The 15327-nt window shown below is 51.4% G+C and carries 22 protein-coding genes and 1 pseudogene; 10 read left to right on the forward strand and 13 right to left on the reverse strand.

The window, feature by feature from the left end:
- Positions 1-299 precede the first annotated feature (299 nt).
- A complete protein-coding gene (locus tag ACN2TU_RS23400; RefSeq protein WP_435158865.1) occupies positions 300-590 on the reverse strand; it encodes an SWIM zinc finger family protein in 291 nt (96 codons plus the stop codon).
- Between the two features lie 81 nt (positions 591-671).
- Here ACN2TU_RS23400 and ACN2TU_RS23405 point away from each other — a divergent pair, with 81 nt between their 5' ends.
- Both ACN2TU_RS23405 and ACN2TU_RS23410 read left to right on the forward strand, forming a co-directional pair.
- Complete coding sequence (locus ACN2TU_RS23405; RefSeq protein WP_435158866.1) at positions 672-1364, forward strand: hypothetical protein; 693 nt, start codon at positions 672-674, stop codon at positions 1362-1364.
- 833 nt (positions 1365-2197) lie between these two features.
- The gene (locus ACN2TU_RS23410) at positions 2198-2578 is read left to right on the forward strand and encodes a hypothetical protein (protein ID WP_435158867.1); all 381 of its coding nucleotides are present in this window, start codon (positions 2198-2200) and stop codon (positions 2576-2578) included.
- A gap of 371 nt (positions 2579-2949) precedes the next feature.
- Here the strand turns inward: ACN2TU_RS23410 and ACN2TU_RS23415 are convergent, their stop codons facing one another.
- The 4 genes from ACN2TU_RS23415 to ACN2TU_RS23430 form a co-directional block, all read right to left on the reverse strand.
- A complete protein-coding gene (locus tag ACN2TU_RS23415) occupies positions 2950-3243 on the reverse strand; it encodes an amphi-Trp domain-containing protein (protein WP_435158868.1) in 294 nt (97 codons plus the stop codon).
- A 412-nt stretch (positions 3244-3655) separates the two neighbouring features.
- Positions 3656-4093, reverse strand: coding sequence for a toxin-antitoxin system TumE family protein (locus tag ACN2TU_RS23420; protein WP_435158869.1), 438 nt, complete (start codon positions 4091-4093; stop codon positions 3656-3658).
- Positions 4094-4095: 2 nt separating this feature from the next.
- A complete protein-coding gene (locus ACN2TU_RS23425) occupies positions 4096-4623 on the reverse strand; it encodes a winged helix-turn-helix domain-containing protein (protein ID WP_435158870.1) in 528 nt (175 codons plus the stop codon).
- A gap of 109 nt (positions 4624-4732) precedes the next feature.
- Entirely contained in the window at positions 4733-4951 is a 219-nt protein-coding gene (locus tag ACN2TU_RS23430) for a hypothetical protein (RefSeq protein WP_435158871.1), read from the reverse strand.
- Between the two features lie 368 nt (positions 4952-5319).
- On the opposite strand from ACN2TU_RS23430, the gene ACN2TU_RS23435 reads away from it, so the two are divergent.
- Positions 5320-6585 (forward strand): MFS transporter, encoded by a 1266-nt coding sequence (locus ACN2TU_RS23435; protein ID WP_435158872.1) that lies wholly within the window; start codon positions 5320-5322, stop codon positions 6583-6585.
- Here the strand turns inward: ACN2TU_RS23435 and ACN2TU_RS23440 are convergent.
- Positions 6582-7544, reverse strand: a complete 963-nt coding sequence (locus ACN2TU_RS23440) for a sulfite exporter TauE/SafE family protein (protein WP_435158873.1) — start codon at positions 7542-7544, stop codon at positions 6582-6584. The genes ACN2TU_RS23435 and ACN2TU_RS23440 overlap by 4 nt on opposite strands.
- A 100-nt stretch (positions 7545-7644) precedes the next feature.
- Here ACN2TU_RS23440 and ACN2TU_RS23445 point away from each other — a divergent pair, with 100 nt between their 5' ends.
- The 4 genes from ACN2TU_RS23445 (at position 7645) to ACN2TU_RS23460 (ending at position 9808) form a co-directional block, all read left to right on the forward strand.
- Entirely contained in the window at positions 7645-8037 is a 393-nt protein-coding gene (locus ACN2TU_RS23445; RefSeq protein WP_435158874.1) for a CopG family ribbon-helix-helix protein, read from the forward strand.
- 396 nt (positions 8038-8433) lie between these two features.
- Entirely contained in the window at positions 8434-8961 is a 528-nt protein-coding gene (locus ACN2TU_RS23450) for a DUF7344 domain-containing protein (RefSeq protein ID WP_435158875.1), read from the forward strand.
- Positions 8962-8986: 25 nt separating this feature from the next.
- Positions 8987-9370 carry a HalOD1 output domain-containing protein gene (locus ACN2TU_RS23455; RefSeq protein WP_435158876.1) on the forward strand — a complete coding sequence of 128 codons (384 nt, stop codon included), beginning with the start codon at positions 8987-8989 and terminating at the stop codon, positions 9368-9370.
- 195 nt (positions 9371-9565) lie between these two features.
- Positions 9566-9808, forward strand: coding sequence for a HalOD1 output domain-containing protein (locus ACN2TU_RS23460; RefSeq protein WP_435158877.1), 243 nt, complete (start codon positions 9566-9568; stop codon positions 9806-9808).
- Between the two features lie 138 nt (positions 9809-9946).
- Here the strand turns inward: ACN2TU_RS23460 and ACN2TU_RS23465 are convergent, their stop codons facing one another.
- From ACN2TU_RS23465 to ACN2TU_RS23475, 3 genes are all read right to left on the reverse strand, one after another.
- Positions 9947-10324: a DUF7344 domain-containing protein gene (locus tag ACN2TU_RS23465; RefSeq protein WP_435158878.1), complete on the reverse strand. Its 378-nt coding sequence runs from the start codon at positions 10322-10324 to the stop codon at positions 9947-9949.
- 168 nt (positions 10325-10492) lie between these two features.
- Complete coding sequence (locus ACN2TU_RS23470) at positions 10493-10705, reverse strand: hypothetical protein (RefSeq protein ID WP_435158879.1); 213 nt, start codon at positions 10703-10705, stop codon at positions 10493-10495.
- A gap of 3 nt (positions 10706-10708) precedes the next feature.
- A complete protein-coding gene (locus tag ACN2TU_RS23475; protein WP_435158881.1) occupies positions 10709-10984 on the reverse strand; it encodes an Lrp/AsnC family transcriptional regulator in 276 nt (91 codons plus the stop codon).
- 162 nt (positions 10985-11146) lie between these two features.
- On the opposite strand from ACN2TU_RS23475, the gene ACN2TU_RS23480 reads away from it, so the two are divergent.
- Both ACN2TU_RS23480 and ACN2TU_RS23485 read left to right on the forward strand, forming a co-directional pair.
- Positions 11147-11461 (forward strand): DUF7344 domain-containing protein, encoded by a 315-nt coding sequence (locus ACN2TU_RS23480; protein ID WP_435158883.1) that lies wholly within the window; start codon positions 11147-11149, stop codon positions 11459-11461.
- A gap of 268 nt (positions 11462-11729) precedes the next feature.
- Positions 11730-12086, forward strand: a complete 357-nt coding sequence (locus ACN2TU_RS23485; protein ID WP_435158885.1) for a HalOD1 output domain-containing protein — start codon at positions 11730-11732, stop codon at positions 12084-12086.
- 15 nt (positions 12087-12101) lie between these two features.
- Here the strand turns inward: ACN2TU_RS23485 and ACN2TU_RS23490 are convergent, their stop codons facing one another.
- The 4 genes and pseudogenes from ACN2TU_RS23490 to ACN2TU_RS23505 all read right to left on the reverse strand — a co-directional run bounded on the left by ACN2TU_RS23490 (position 12102) and on the right by ACN2TU_RS23505 (position 13992).
- Positions 12102-12293 (reverse strand): hypothetical protein, encoded by a 192-nt coding sequence (locus ACN2TU_RS23490; protein ID WP_435158887.1) that lies wholly within the window; start codon positions 12291-12293, stop codon positions 12102-12104.
- Between the two features lie 118 nt (positions 12294-12411).
- A complete protein-coding gene (locus ACN2TU_RS23495; RefSeq protein WP_435158889.1) occupies positions 12412-12630 on the reverse strand; it encodes a hypothetical protein in 219 nt (72 codons plus the stop codon).
- 429 nt (positions 12631-13059) lie between these two features.
- A pseudogene (locus tag ACN2TU_RS23500) lies at positions 13060-13331 on the reverse strand (DUF8156 family protein).
- Positions 13318-13992 carry a hypothetical protein gene (locus ACN2TU_RS23505; protein WP_435158891.1) on the reverse strand — a complete coding sequence of 225 codons (675 nt, stop codon included), beginning with the start codon at positions 13990-13992 and terminating at the stop codon, positions 13318-13320. Before ACN2TU_RS23505 ends, ACN2TU_RS23500 begins: the two are co-directional and overlap by 14 nt.
- Positions 13993-14632: 640 nt before the next feature.
- On the opposite strand from ACN2TU_RS23505, the gene ACN2TU_RS23510 reads away from it, so the two are divergent.
- Entirely contained in the window at positions 14633-15235 is a 603-nt protein-coding gene (locus tag ACN2TU_RS23510; protein WP_435158893.1) for a DUF7342 family protein, read from the forward strand.
- Positions 15236-15327 lie beyond the last annotated feature (92 nt).

Below are 15327 nucleotides of genomic sequence, written 5' to 3' on the forward strand. Positions count from 1 at the left end.
TCGTGTGCGTCTCCTAATCTGAGTAAGCCGCTCGCACACGAAACTCATTCAATAACCATTTCCACACCCGAAATTCATTTTCACCGACTCTACGAGTATATTCTTGCTCGAAATATCCTATATTTATATAGCATGTGGAAATTTTATATCATTTATGATTTCTGCAATACGTATAGACTTTGCTCATGTGATGTGAGAACGACCTACAGAGGGAAAAGAGTAGTCTCAAGGAATATAAAGCCAAATTATGAGATTATCACAAATCGGAATTGCAGAAATAGTGTCGAATTGAAAAGAGGTTAGTTCGGCAGTTCCGTCCGTCCCGTTTGCACGCACGGCCAGCACGGGAACCCGTTGAGGCCGTCACATTCGCAGTCTTCGGGGTTGGTCTCGTCGTCGTCCTCGGACGGGAACGCTTCGAGCGTCCCTTCGGTTGCGTTTTCGACGGCGGCCATATGCTTGCAGAAGGCGTTGCGGTGGACGTGGTGCGGACACGTGCAGGCCATCAGTTCGTTGGTCACATCGTCCACCGTCACAACGTATTGGTGGTTAGCAGGGTTGTCGTGGCTCTCGTTGGTAACGTCGACCATTTCGGGGGCTTTGACGCGGAAGCCAAGTTGTTTCCACTGTAGCGGTCATTTTAATATCTAGCCGACCATTTCAGCACCACTATGCCGATTTTCGATCGAACTGAATCAATAGATTACCAAGTGATCGACCGATGGGGTGAGGGTGTAGGATGGCTTGCTCATCCAGACGAAGACTCGCGCCGAGCAAGCCATGCGATTGTCGGTGACAACGGTGGTGTGTGGCTTATCGATCCACTCGACACACCAGGCCTTGATGGCTTGCTTAGCGAGGTAGGACGAAAGGTCGTCGGTGTTGCTGTTCTATCAAAACTGCACGTACGAGATGCAGGGATTCTTGCGGATCGATACGATGTCCCCGTGTTTGTCCCACAGGAGATGGATGGTATCACAGAGCAGGTTGAGGCACCGATTGAGCGATGTTCAGAAACGCTCGGTGATTCTGGATTTCGTATTCATCGGCTTGAATATGACACAATCATGTACCGCGACTCGGATCGAACGCTCTACGTCCCTGATCTACTGGGGACGGTATCCTTCTACACTGTTGGTGACGAGCGGATCGGGTTGTATTTGCTCGGTCGGCTCTCGCCACCTGAAGATCTGAGCGACTTCGTTCCCGACCGTATTCTCGTTGGACACGGAGCTGGGATTCTTACCAATGCACCAGCAGCGCTCGAAGACGCACTGAGAGGAGCACGGAGACGATTTCCCAGAGCACTACTAACGAATGGTCTGAAACAGATACGCGCGACGTATACTGCGATGAAGGAGTAGTAGAGTTAAGCCAGATTCGATAGAAAATCAGTCGTTGAATTCATACTGAATATTTGTGATAATAGTAGAAGGAACTTATTGGTTTTTCTCCGTTTATCACTGGTTAAATGAATGTAGAGTGTATATTGTGACCATTGCTTCGATATAGAGAAGCACCAACTGACAAGCCTTTTTAGATCAGCCAATAGACCATTTCATAATGACAAGCAACCTTACAAAGAGGGAGCGAAATGGGTTACTGATTGGCATTTTTCTGTCGTCATTCATTGCTACATGGGTAACGATGAGTTCAGCTCTTGACGCAATTCTCGCGGGGTTTCTAGGCGTTGGGTGTGTTTATCTTCTGTTCATCCGAGGAACAGGATTTCGCGACGGATGAAGTATCGCAGTGTCGCAGATACGCATGACTTGCTAAGGTGTCATCTAGTGAAAAATTATATTATTACGGTACTCTATTTTCTATCCAATGATGAATTTTGAGTACCAATCGCCACGAACTCCACTTGGTTTTCTCGTCGGCTTGTGGTCGGTATGGTCGCTGTATGCAATTTGGACGAGCGGGATTAACTGGCAGAGTGGTGGCGCTATCGCGACTGTTGGTGGATTTACCGCAGTCAGTCTCGGCTGTCTTGTGTGGGCGATTGGGGCAACGACTGGTGATTCGTTGGAACAACCGACTCTGTATCGGCGGCTCATGCAGCTCTTTGGGGCTCTTGGGATTGTGTTTCTCGGTGCAATCGCTCTTTCAGTGATGTTCTGAGTCAGCTGGCGAACCCGAGTAGTTACTTATTACTCTAGAAATGGATTTACCGGCAGGAAGCGATACACCATCTATGGTTACTACAGAACTCTCTTCAAGGACGCCGTTCGAGCGATATCTTCACTCCGGACGATGGTGGCTGGTGATACTCGCAATCCCAGTTCTATTCGCTCTCTGGCTCGTGGTGACGATCTTCACAATGGGTATCGCCAGATTTGTTCCACTCAATGTCTCTGGGTATTTGACGATGTATCTTGCTGGGGGGATCATCCTCATGAGTTCCGCAGTTGCACTTCTGTCACTGGTGGCTGTGTATTCTGACCGGCAGTATGTCCGGAATCATTCAGCGTGGAAGCCAACTATTCTCTATCACCTGATGGTCATTCCGCTGCTCAATGTCCCAATTGCATGCCTCTATCTGTACTTTCGGCATCGGCATATCGGAATTCCGTGATAGATCCACTCTGACAGAGAACGAGAGTGAGCGCGACGAGCAGGGACAATTTGCGGAGCAAACAAGTGATGACGATATTCTTCGAGTAATTCGTGAGTCCGAGTTTCCGGCAGTGACCGCTCGCTGGGTCGCAGATACGGTTGCAATGGAACGGTGGCCAGTCCATCAGCGGTTCGAGGAGTTGCATGAACTGGGCAAGTTAGAACGGGGGGGAAATTGAGTCCGCGGATGGTTACGATGACTAAAGACTCTGTATTGGCCGGTTCTGGTGCCCTCTGGTGGAAATATATCCGGTCTGGCAACCACTCATATCGCTGAATGAATGGATGCGATTTTCCGACGATTGGCTGCTACTGAGGCCACCAACCGTGTCATTCGTCCGACGATATCGGTTCGCCGTCTTCCATTCGCCATTCGAGTTCGACTTCGAACTCAGCCTCGTCGTCGGTAACCTCATACTCGACTTCCAGTTCGAAGTGCTCTGGAACCGCGACCGTGAAACCGTTGTCTCCTTCGATGTCGATTGTCCCGTTCTCCACACCATCGGCGACTTCGCGGAGGATCCCCGCACCGTCTGTCCGACTCATCACTTGCTCACCTTCACGTTCCGTCTCATCATCTGCCGATTCCGCTTCGGTCTTGGATTCTTCGTCGTCGTTTCCCATACCAAACCTGCAACGGCTGTCAATAAAACATCTCGGGCTTCATATCCGCACAGTTTGATCGGTGGTAGTCACCACTTTCATCGAAACACCACCGAGAGGATCCTTACTGACTCAAGTGGTAAGTCTATCTCCTGTATCTACTGATTAGAGTGACTAGTCGAGATTGTGGGTGGGGCAGATGATGATGAGTTCTCGAAACTGTTTCCGCCAGTATCGAGCCGGTCGAACGCCTTATACAATCACCATATTATTGATCTGATTTCGTCTTTCAAGATACTCATCCCTTTCCATTGAATACATCATAATCGATTTCGACCGTGTAACTGGCACGAGACAGTAGTTCTAACTGGATTATAAAAATCGTTTCGTCGTGAAAGAAGAACCTCATCACCAAGTCAATCAGCAGTCTCGTTCATTCATATTCAGTCCAAATGTCGCCCATTCGATCATAGACCCAAGGGACAACGACACGTGAGAATACGGATGGCAACTCTGGTGGATGCTCTCGGTTCACCCCATCGTCATGAGCCGCGTTTGGTGGTGAGTGAAAATGGTCCATAGAATATTCTTCACTCTCGTGGCGATCCCAACGACACATCCACTCCTCACCGAAATGTTCTTCGACATATGTAATATGGAAATCACCGTTGACATACGATTGAACCTCGATATATGCTTCTCTCACATACTCCTCTGGGTAATGTTCGTCACGAAGCGAGATAACGATCGAATCCGGCCGATTCGATGGAAAGATGGAAATCGTCTCGATCCACTCCTCTGATCCCAGAATCGATGCGATTTCCCGTAACAGTGCGCGATTCGCGGTCCGCTTTCTCTTCCCGTTGGCCACACTCAGACGACCCTTTCATCGGTTGCACTGTCGCGGTTGACACGACGAAGGTCATGGATCTCCTGTCTGACTGCCTCCCAATTGGTGATGTCCAACCAGACTTGCTCAGGATCTCCATACTCTGCATATTGTAAGGGATCAATGTCGTCGGGGTTCTCGACATCATATATCTGCTTGTAGTCTTCATTCTCGGCGAGCAAATCACCAAGTCGGGATTTGTACTCCTGTTCGCTCAACTCTGCTAAGCGATTCAGCCGTCGCCATTTGAAGTAGGCTTCATTCCGTCTGTACGTCACCGGGTTCTCTGTCACACGGGTCAAGAGACCGATCTCGGCGAGTCGTTTGAGGTGGCGTCGGGCCGCATTCGCAGAGCAGTCTGCGCGGTCAGCAACCTCGGAGACAGGGGTTGGATCGGTGAGTTCGAGGGCGATTCTGTATACCCGCTCGTCAGCGGGGGCATTTTCAAGCCGATCGGCGAAATCGGTCGCAAAATCGGTCTTGGGTGGTCCTCGTTCGTTTGTATCGCCCATACGCAGAAATACGAGCTGGTACGCAATATATCTATTGACTACGCATATTATCAGCAATTTCTCCTTCAGAAGGGGTAGTCTGTAGGATGGTAATTTGATGAACTATCCGTTAGTGAGATCTCTGTGAAGAAGACAGGCAGATAACACAGGCGACGCAGACAGCGACTACAGCACCGACGACAAGCGAGGCGACGACGCAGCAGCCGACCCAGCCCACGGCGATGTGGACGCAGACCACCGTCCGAGTGGACACGCCGAATGGAAGCGACCGCTTCGATGCCCGCGTGACGACGAGCGCCGTCGCTCCGCCGCTCAGGTGGTCTGCCACGCGAGTTCGAATAACTGTCCGAAGGTCGATTGATGTGGTGTCGGCGGTCGCGAAGAATTCCGATCCTCTCGCGTGGGGAGGCCAACTGAGTTTGTAAAACAACGTGGACGACTATTTGTAGAGCGGCATGGGTTTCTTAGGAACGATGCAGAATAACCACGTCAACTTATTTTCCGAAATACCTGGGTCTCACTACTCCATGTTGCACTAAGCAGAACTAAGAGACACTTTTGAAGAACTCCGTTGACAGTAGCTGAACGGAGTACAGCCGTTGGTTACTGTCATGATCTCGTCCACCCGAATTATTACGATTTCGCAGAATCGAAATAACGAAACGTAATTTAATCTCTATTATCCAAGCCCATACAATGGGTCTTCTCTCACAGGACCAGTGGCTTGGGTCGGCGCGCACAAGCGTCCTAAAATACTATCTCTACAAATCAACCAAGGCTGTCGAGTTCTATCGGCCGATCATGTATCTCTTTTTTCTCGCACAAGGCCTCGACTTCACGCAAATCGCGATTCTTGAAGCGATTTACAATCTGACGACACTGTTTGGCGAGATTCCCACAGGATACATCGGCGATCGAGTTGGCCGTCGGATGAGCCTGCTCATTGGAACCACATTGATCGCAGTAACACTCCTTGGAATCGGCCTTGCCGGGTCATTTCTCACACTGGCAATTCTGTACGCCTGCTGGTCAACCGGATACAATTTCCGGTCGGGGAGTGAAGATGCGTGGCTGTACGATACACTTACCGACGATCTCTCCGAGGGTGAATTTGCCCATGTTCGCGGGCGAGGTGAATCTGTCGCGCTTGCAGTTGGTGCCGGTGCTGCCATCATTGGTGGCTATCTCGGGAGTATCGACCTCTCATATCCGTGGTTCGTGGCGGCCGCCGTAACCGGACTCGGTGCGATTGTACTTCTCACGATGGATGAACCAGAGACGTACAAGCAGACTGACCCTGACGAGTTGAGCATCCGCCGAACGGTTGGAATCGTCAAGGATGCGCTCTCCCGACGAAATCTCCGAGCATTCATCCTCTACTATTACGTCCTGTATGCCGCCGTCACGTACCTGATCTTCGTGTTCCTCCAGCCGATCTTCCAGACGGTCGTCGTGGACCTTGGTGTGTCCCAATCACAAGTCGAATCATTGTTAGGATGGTTCTATGCGGGCTACAGCCTCTTCGGGGCGGTGCTCAGTTATTACACGGGTGCGATCAAGGAGCATGTGGGTGTACAGACGTGGTTCCTTGTCCTCCCATTCATCGTGGGAGCGGCACTGGTCGGGATGTATTTCGTCCCGCTCCTCGCCCTTCCGACGTTCTTGGTTGCTCGCGGCCTCTCCGATGTCACGCGGTCGTTCGCTGGCCAGTACGTCAACGATCGCATTGGTACTCTTGGTCGGGCGACCGTGCTCAGTGCAATGGCGATGGTCAGTGGGTTGGCCGTTGTACCGTTCCAACTCGGAAGTGGCGTTATTTCCGACGCCGTGTCGCCGTTGTTCGCGTTGGCCATTGCCGGAGTTGTGCTCGTGATTGGATCCGCAGTGATCCTCCTGTGGGAGGTGCCGGTAGCAGATGATACTTCGAGTTCGTCGAGCCAGAGTACTCAGGACCTGTCTTAGTACAACCCCGAAATAAATCCAAAACCCATGATGATGAGTACGGCTGCCGAAAACAGCGGGAGATACGGCGTGTACCGCTCGACTCTATCCTCGTAATGCGTATATCCTGCCACTAACAACATCGTCAAGCCGACAATGCCGAGAATCACGGTAATTGCATACGCACTCATCAGCTCAAGACAGTAGCTCGACCCCGCACACAGTGCGATAATCTCGAATTCCTCCTCATGAGCGAATCCGAGAATGAAGGCAAACCACGCGATGCCGAGGAGTCCTCGGTTAGCTGCCTCGTCGAGTTCGCCATGCGAGTGGTCGTGTGAATGGCCCCCACCTGTGAACACCCCTTTGAGTCGAGCAAGTACTCCAGAATTGTTCTCCGGATGCTCGCTGTGTTCGTGTGACTCCTGTCCATGGTTGGAGTGATGGGCATGTTCATCGTGGGAGTGGCGGTTTTCAGGGGTGAGCAGCATCATTCCGTGAGAATGCCTATCTTCGTGCGAATGCCCATTTCCATGAGAGCGTCCATGTCCGTGGGTATGATCTCCTTCGTGCGAGTGCTCATCGTCGTGAGAATGGCCATCATGTGAATGATTGTCGCTGTGGGAGTGCCCATGTGAATGGCCAAAATATTCTCGAATCCCTAGAAGGATGAGCAGTACGCCAGCAACGAGGCTTACTGGGCCACCGATCTGAATACCACCGAAAATCGTAATCGGCTGGTTGACCTGTGTAAGGTTGAAATATGATTTTGCGTAGAAGAACACGGCCACCATTGCTAGGCTACTGATGAGGTGGCCGACACCGAGGATGAGACTCGATGCAAACCCGTAGAACCATTTGTTCGTCTGATCGAGCGCATAGGCGGCCGCAACTGGCCACCCATGTCCAGGTTCGATCCCATGGACGGCCCCGAGTATAACGGCACCAATCAGCAGACTGAGTGCCTCGCTGTGTAGCATTTAGTTGGATAGAGGGAATCCTGATGGTTAGGGGTTGTTATGGTCCAATCGGGGATTTCGTAATAACGGCGTATAAGTGGAAGCCAGTGCAAGAACGAGTATGCGAACGAGTCTCAATATTCCACAAGAGGTGCTGGAGAGCTTCGACGAGACGTGGAAAGCGGAAGGCATGGAATCGCGTTCGCGTGCCGCTCGTGAAGCGATCCACGAATATATTGAGCGCCATACACAGCTAGAAGCCATCGAAGGTGATGCTGTTGCTGTGATTGCGTTCGATTACGAACATACGCTTGTCATTGGCGAACTTCATACGGTTCAACACGAATTCGAGGATATCATCGGGACAATGCAACATATGCATCAGGGTGATTGGTGTCTTGAAACGGTGTTCTGCACTGGATCAGCCGAACGGATTCGTGAATTGGTGTATCGACTCCGTGATTTTGATGCGGTCGGCCGGGTGAATATCATGTTCCTCCAATCTGCGGACTAGCCCCTATGGTTACAGTCGCGATCAACAACGACTAAGCTAGTCTCACCTTAGTTTCCTCCCTGGCGGTGGAGAGCGGCGACAGTAGCATTCTCGATGCCAGAGTCGGGGACACTGGGGTTTCCACTATCGCTTATCCATCAAATATTCAATCGAAGTTGCTCACAATAATACGGCTCAGACACCCACATTTTGCACTAAGCAGATGTGCACACACCTGATCTCGAGTGAAGGACAGCACCGCTGGTTATTATCGAGTAACTTCGAATGATCGTGCTGGGAACATGCCAGTACCCATGGATAGCAAGAGACGGCGAGTGGGTGCTCATCTGCCCAATATGGTCGGGAAATCACACTCTATGCCAAAATCATAATACGATTCACACTTCAGTATCAGCTATGGCGGGGGACGAGCCACCTCCCGACGAGTGGGAGAACCATTCCAGTCAGTCCGCCGAGGAGAGCGCTGCCGAGCGCGATCTCGACATCGATGTCTCGGAGTCCATCCTCGAATTACAACCCGTCTTCGAGGCGATCGGCCATCCACGACGCCGCTACCTCGTCTACACTCTCGCCGAACAGGCTGAATGGTCGCTTGATGACCTTGCGACTAAGCTCGCTGCGTGGGAGACTGATACTGCAGAGGCGAACATTGCGACGATCACGCGCCAGGAGATGTACACGTCGCTCTATCACTCCCATGTTCCGAAACTCGTGGATTTGGACGTGATCGAGTTCGATGACGAGACCGAGACGATCACGCCAGGTCCACATGCAGTGCAAGTGTTGACCGCGTTGGAGGGTGCCGGTGGCAGTCTCGACAATCGGCAAGAAACACATGCTCGCAGCGAGTTCGACAGGGAGGACTCTCGGGAACCCATGGCTGCCCAAAGAGGTATCACTGCCTCGAGTACGACAGGACGATAGGACACTTTTACACGGAGGACGACAGATGACCTCAAGTAATAACCACACCGATGATGGTACCAGACTTGCACAGGATGGAAACGAAACCGACGATCTCGACATGACCTTTGTAACACAGGCTCACTACGACCGAGAGAGCCGCCGTGATCTCACCACCGAAATCATGTTCGCGATCGCGGACGCCGCAAACGTTGCGCCGACAGAGATCAAGGACCCCCCATTATACGAGTGTGTGGATATCGCCGCCATCGAAGACGGTTTCTTCGGGCCAAAGGTTAACGGTCATTCACGCGATAGCGAGGGGAGTGTTTCTTTCCGGTATAATCAGTATCACGTTGAGGTTACCAGTGATGGGTGGATTACTGTCTCCGAGCCTGCTGTTCGTGGAAACCAGCCAGATTCGGAGTGACGAGGGTTTCCAGTTCATTTCGTAGATTCTGGATTCTACCGTTCAGTATGTCGAGTTTGGATGGCCATTGATTTCTGACGGGGCGGTTCTCGGGAAAATTGGAAAATGGCCGATCTAGACTGTTCGAAGATGGGTGTTACATGGTAGCATTTGCCTCCCTAAAGACTATTAGCACGACATCCATCGCCAGAGTATATGCTCAACTCATCACCGTCGCAGCCAGAGCCATCGATACGAACGACACCGTCAGTTACCGCTGCCGTGGTAACAGCAGTGACCGAAGCGAACGGCACAAAGCCCACAACTCCCCTTTACGAAGCTATCGATCCTGATGCACTCGAAGATCTCTATCAGCACGGCTCGCCCAAAGTAAGCTTTGAGTACGCTGGCTACCACATTACCATTCACTCTGATCAAACAGTCACTGTCTCTGAGTAGAATCCATAGGATGTCGCTGCCAACAACCCACCGAGAGGTACCGATTATGGAGGTCGTTGCTCCTCGCTCAAACAGTACAGTAAACTCACCAGCAAGGCGACAAGTGAAGAGGTCCGATAAACGAGTAACCGAACCGCATTATTCCGGTAGTGAGGATTCCTGTTCGCCAGTCGAAACCGTCACCAACAGTTCCTCGAGCAGCGCATCGACCTGTGGTGGGGCGGTATAGGCGGCTTGCTGAGCGGAGTGATCATACTCAATTACCCCTGCATCAGCGAGTTTTGGGAGGTGAATATGATGTACCGCAATCTCTGTGTTTATGCTTTCATTCGGCGAGACGTGCTCGTCACGCTGTGTCAGCTCCGTCACTAATACAGAGATAGGTATGGGAGCCTCTGTGTCGCGAAGACACTGGAGGAGAACCCGACGCCGGTGATTAGCAAGCAGCTTGTATAAGAGGGTAAGCTGCCCCTTTGTGGTGCGACGATCGCCAATCGCGTGTCTATCCTCGTGCATATGTGACCTTCGATTGGCCACACATATAACTATTATTTATAATTATATTGTTAGATTGTGGAATGCACACGGAGAGGCGCGAATTATCGTTCTGTAACAGAGCTACTGTGTGAATCACGCCTTAATTGTCTCTAAAACTGTGAAATGAGCAATCGAAAGGGATGGAAATTAGCTCTCACGCTGCTCATCGGCAACCGCTTCACTGAAATGAAAATGGTCGAACGGCTGGGTATGCCGTGAGCGCATGATCTCGGAACTCTCGACCGTGGCCCCTGCCTCATGGAGTGTGTCCGTGATGCGCGTGATATCCTCTGTACTCGTCCCAACCACTTCGACGTAGAGATTCCGTCGCCCAACCAGCATCTCACGCACATCCACCACACCTTATATCTCGAGCAGTTGCTGGACATATGTAGCGCGCTCCGTTGCGGGCACGGTACAGACGAACAGGACACGAAGCGGGAGATTTGCTGCCTCGTAGTCGATTTCTGGATGATAGCCCTTGATGATCCCATCGTCTTCGAGGGCTTCGATTCGGTTCCGCACGGTACTCGCTGAAACGCCCACGGTTTCGGCGATCTCTTGGGTGGTGGTGTTGCGTGCATCTCTCTGGAGGTGATAGAGGATGCCACGATCCACGTTGTCAAGTGTTCGGTTCATATGTGAGAATCGACCTAGTGGGGTAAATAGTGTATGAGTAAGTGAGTGAACTCCCCCTCACCGAATCGGTTACAAATAGTTCACTCAGTTCCTCAAACGTGAGGGAATCCGTAAAATAAGGGCTGTTTAACCGTATGTGAAGAGATACCAAATCTAGGATCTATGACACTCGACAAGCAACTCTCAATACTCTCGAATCACCACAGACGGCGGGTTCTCCTCGCGTTAGTCGACACTGGCCCACAAACCACACCCACTGGTTCCACGGCCATGGTGGAGACAGACGGTGGAGACCAACCCCAGACAATTGCAATGTGGCACATTCATCTCCCGAAGTTAGCAGATCATGGGTTCGTTGACTGGGATCGAGAAACACAGCGCGTGAGGAAGGGGCCACAATTCGATGAAATCGAGCCACTGCTCACCGTTTTGAGTGAGAATCACGATATTCTTCCGGTTAGTGGAATTCCCGACTGATGGAGTATCTCATCTCGATGTAATCTGGTGCCGGAAATGGACAAATGCCGGAAATCAGGCAACAAACTAGCAGTAATCATCGTTTTTAGTGGTAGACTCGTAGCCAGAGGTTTATGTGGCTGGCACATAGTCCTCAATAACGAAGAAGCAAGAACGCACTGTGTGTCCGTTTCCAATTGTGGTGGAAGCGAACCTCTCAGGTCTCATCTGGCTGTTTCACATGACGGGTGTGGGGCGCATCACACTGTCTTAACTTCTCTTTCGCACCATGACGAATCATACACCTCCCAACGACGAAACCCGTGATGAATCGGACGATAACGCCTACGAGACGGAGTTTGATCCACTCACGGACAACGTCAGCGAAGAACTCATCAAAGCTGTCGCAACACTCAATGACGCCGATCCCGCCGAGCTGGCACTTCTCACGGAGTTCATCGATCCAGAAGCCCTTGATGCACTGTTCGGGCCACGGCCCGATGAGACACCGCGTGACACTGATGGTCGCGTAATGTTCGAGTACGACGCGTATCACGTCAGGATCGACAGCAGTGGCAAGATTAGTTTGCACCGTACCGAGGCAGAGTCAGACAGTGAACGCTCGCTGAGTGACGACGACGAGTAGAAATCGATCTTCGTGCTATTCGTCCGTAGTGAAGTGAATCTCGGTTGGTCGTAATGTTTTGTCCGTCAACTCAGCGAGGAGATCGTCGTCGATGTCTCGAATCGTGCCTGTAATGTCGAAGGCAATCACTTCTTGTTCGACACCAATATCGAGATGATCGACCTCGAGTTCCGGCTGCTCCTCCAACTGAACCACAATCTCTGCCATATGCTAGCAAACATGGTTGACTTGTATGAGAGTATCGAAAGGGGTTGGCTTCCCTCTCTGAGTTTGATCACCGGAGTTACAGGCATGTGAGAGTCCGACGTTGCCCTTCTTTCAGACGTTAGGGATGGTGGTTCTCCAAGTCGAGATCCGTCTGTTGATCAAGTCTGGAGTGTGAGACGCTGGATTCGGTAGAGAAGTGAACCACTGAGTCTTGGGACGGAAATTGGAGGAAACAGTGCCACTCGGTGGGTGTAATCCGTCCGAACAGCACCGTTACCGCTTGATCGGAGAATGTCGTTGTAAGCCCTTTGAGCGGAGTGACTGCATCGGCGTTCATATCCCATTCTACTTGGTAGCGAACAGGGTCGGAGCACCGAGTGTGTTGGGAAATGTCTGTTATTGGTCGTTGGCGAGGCGACTCGTGAGCAACTCTCCTCAAAAACTGCCACAGATGTGGCAGCTCGGTACGGAGTGACGATTGGTTGGGACCCATCAGAACTCCGTACCAAGTAGAGGTTTGAGCTAGACCGGTATAACCCTACTGTGATTATGTGGGTTACTGATTATAAAATTGCAGGCGAGAATACCACGCCCTTGAGGGTGTGGATGAATCGCCTGCAATTTTATAAGATCGTCCCGTAGTGCCACAGAAATCATTAAAACCGGCGCTCTCAATGATCAATTCACTTCGCAAGTCACACCTGTCTCAGTTACCGACCATCTGAGCACGTCGCCGTCGAGGTAGTCGATTTTGTACACCATCGCCTCATCCTCGATCGTTCAAATCGTCCTCTAAGTGATCAAGTCGATTCTCCAGATCCTCAATCTGCTTTTGCTGTTCGATCACCATCGAAATCAGCGCTGGAATCTCGATGAACTGGTGGTTCTGAACCCCACTCGCGTCGGCATGAGCGCGGGCATACTCGAAGAGCCGATCGAACACAGTCTGGTCAGCATGTCGGAGTGCCCGCCGATACTCCTGCCCCGCGACTCCATTGCTCGGAGCAAATCACGATACGTTGCGTTAGTACGCCCCATTTACGCTCACCTCCGGAGAAACGTCTGCATCAACGATCGCCGGATACCGATTGGCGAGAATACGCTTCCAATACGCGAGTGTCGTTTGCACCAGCCCATTCTCCAACGGGTAAACCAACGTCTCGTACTCCTCACCTGCGAACCGTGGTCCAAACTGGGTCTGTTCACATCGAATCGTCTGATCAGCAATCTCGTGAACCGGTGTTGTCAGGGTATCGTCCGTCTGCAACGTCAGCAGCACTGGAATCTCAAACCGCTCAGCAAGCGCGTCGATCCGCTCAGCCACGCTCGAGAGCATACGCTCATCGTCGCCACGCGGCAGATCCTCCGATCGGTAAAACCAGTCAACTGCGGGAAAGACGGCAATTGTGGTTTCGTCCGTAAGTTCACCAGCAAGATCCCCCACGAGACTCTGGTGTTGCCACGGAGTAAATGCTCGAGCAATGTGAATCCGGTCAAGGACTCGCATTGAGGGAGTAATTCGCGTCAGCGGGTGTGTTGTTCCGTGCCCGTGAGCATCGATCCAAATGGCTGACCCCTGATCGAGAAGTAGTTGATCGAGCACGAGTGACTGGAGCGAACCAGTCATGCGCTCATCGGTTTCGAGCAGTGTAATGCCGGGCTCAAGTGTGGGAAGTTCTGGTGATGTTTGGTGCATCATCACAGATGATATTTCACCGGGGTATCAGATAGGTAAGCCAGGGTCGTTTCCGAATATTCCAATACAGGGACGATCGACGTCAACCAGTGCGAGTGGCCGCCGTACTGGACGCCACAGCAAAACGAGAACACACCCTCTGCAATTGGTAGAATAGATGGGTTCACTTTGGTAGTAGAAGTCCGCTGAAAACTCGAGACATCTCTAACTGTTTGGCTAGTCTATGTCTCACAACTCATCCGCAAAATCTCGATGACGTCGAGATGGTGTCGAATGTATTGGTCGATGAGCCGGTGGGGAATTTCACACCACTTCTAGGGCCGTTCGAAGGGGGATTGTCGAGCGCCAAAGTTCTCATGAGCTGACGCAGTTGTAGTCGAATCAGCTACAGCAATCACGATCCAAGATGCCAGTCAGTAGCAGTGGAATCCGACACGTCCTATCCGTTTCCGATTCGGATTTCCGAAAGCTCGGCTCTCGATAAATACAGCATCGAACGGGACTTGGTTAGAATAATATACCAACTACAGCTACACTGCCTGATCCTTGCAAAGGAAGACCAAGAATAATACCTAATCTACCAACTAGAGTAGTGAACTAGCAAATCTTTTTGATCTAGTAGACTAATAGAGTAGTGAGTATCATGGGTGACTATCCACGAGACTTCGCATCGGAGTGGGAAACCGAACTCGAGAGTCGAACGACTGTCGAGAAGGTTTACGATGTGCTCCTCCAGTTGAACGATCCACTTCGGGTCTCTGAGATCGCAGACCGAGCAGGAGTTGCACCAGATACCGCACGGAAATATCTGGAGTTTCTCGGAGAGATGGGCGTCGCAAAAAAGATCGGCGATGATCCAGTGACGTATGGTCGGAACGACTCATACCTCGAATGGCGGAATATCGATCGCCTGCAGCGAGAGTACACTATCGAAGAACTCAACGATCGCCTATCGGAACTCAGTGATACCATCTCGTCCTTCCAGGAGACCTATGAGGCCGAAACGCCTGGTGAGGTTGTCCCGCAAGAGCACGGCTACGAAAAGCTTGATGAGACGATGGACGATCTTCGACAGTGGAACACAGCGTGTGAAGAAGTCGATACGCTTGTCGAGGCACTCGGACACGGCACACCAAATGCACAATCGGAGACGGTGAAGATCACAGATATGGTTCGGTTCTTCCAGCGACTTCAGTCCGGCCAGTCAAGTTCCACTGCAGGCACACGCTCAGAAAATCACTCCTAATCAGATGGATGGGAAGTCACCGAACAAGGAAATTCTGCGAAGAGTTGCGCGAAAGCTTGGAAGGATAAGTCTCGTTTCGCAAGTCAACCCGT

Source organism: Haladaptatus marinus (genome assembly GCF_051194195.1).

Bases quoted from the DNA above. Each gene is read 5' to 3' on its own strand.
- ACN2TU_RS23465 (WP_435158878.1), bottom strand. From the start codon at position 10,324: ATGCACGAGGATAGACACGCGATTGGCGATCGTCGCACCACAAAGGGG.
- ACN2TU_RS23460 (WP_435158877.1), top strand. From the start codon at position 9,566: ATGCTCAACTCATCACCGTCGCAGCCAGAGCCATCGATACGAACGACA.
- ACN2TU_RS23410 (WP_435158867.1), top strand. From the start codon at position 2,198: ATGGTTACTACAGAACTCTCTTCAAGGACGCCGTTCGAGCGATATCTT.
- ACN2TU_RS23405 (WP_435158866.1), top strand. From the start codon at position 672: ATGCCGATTTTCGATCGAACTGAATCAATAGATTACCAAGTGATCGAC.
- ACN2TU_RS23495 (WP_435158889.1), bottom strand. From the start codon at position 12,630: ATGAACGCCGATGCAGTCACTCCGCTCAAAGGGCTTACAACGACATTC.
- ACN2TU_RS23400 (WP_435158865.1), bottom strand. From the start codon at position 590: ATGGTCGACGTTACCAACGAGAGCCACGACAACCCTGCTAACCACCAA.
- ACN2TU_RS23445 (WP_435158874.1), top strand. From the start codon at position 7,645: ATGCGAACGAGTCTCAATATTCCACAAGAGGTGCTGGAGAGCTTCGAC.
- ACN2TU_RS23450 (WP_435158875.1), top strand. From the start codon at position 8,434: ATGGCGGGGGACGAGCCACCTCCCGACGAGTGGGAGAACCATTCCAGT.
- ACN2TU_RS23510 (WP_435158893.1), top strand. From the start codon at position 14,633: ATGGGTGACTATCCACGAGACTTCGCATCGGAGTGGGAAACCGAACTC.
- ACN2TU_RS23480 (WP_435158883.1), top strand. From the start codon at position 11,147: ATGACACTCGACAAGCAACTCTCAATACTCTCGAATCACCACAGACGG.
- ACN2TU_RS23425 (WP_435158870.1), bottom strand. From the start codon at position 4,623: ATGGGCGATACAAACGAACGAGGACCACCCAAGACCGATTTTGCGACC.
- ACN2TU_RS23505 (WP_435158891.1), bottom strand. From the start codon at position 13,992: ATGATGCACCAAACATCACCAGAACTTCCCACACTTGAGCCCGGCATT.
- ACN2TU_RS23490 (WP_435158887.1), bottom strand. From the start codon at position 12,293: ATGGCAGAGATTGTGGTTCAGTTGGAGGAGCAGCCGGAACTCGAGGTC.
- ACN2TU_RS23485 (WP_435158885.1), top strand. From the start codon at position 11,730: ATGACGAATCATACACCTCCCAACGACGAAACCCGTGATGAATCGGAC.
- ACN2TU_RS23475 (WP_435158881.1), bottom strand. From the start codon at position 10,984: ATGAACCGAACACTTGACAACGTGGATCGTGGCATCCTCTATCACCTC.
- ACN2TU_RS23455 (WP_435158876.1), top strand. From the start codon at position 8,987: ATGACCTCAAGTAATAACCACACCGATGATGGTACCAGACTTGCACAG.
- ACN2TU_RS23435 (WP_435158872.1), top strand. From the start codon at position 5,320: ATGGGTCTTCTCTCACAGGACCAGTGGCTTGGGTCGGCGCGCACAAGC.
- ACN2TU_RS23415 (WP_435158868.1), bottom strand. From the start codon at position 3,243: ATGGGAAACGACGACGAAGAATCCAAGACCGAAGCGGAATCGGCAGAT.
- ACN2TU_RS23440 (WP_435158873.1), bottom strand. From the start codon at position 7,544: ATGCTACACAGCGAGGCACTCAGTCTGCTGATTGGTGCCGTTATACTC.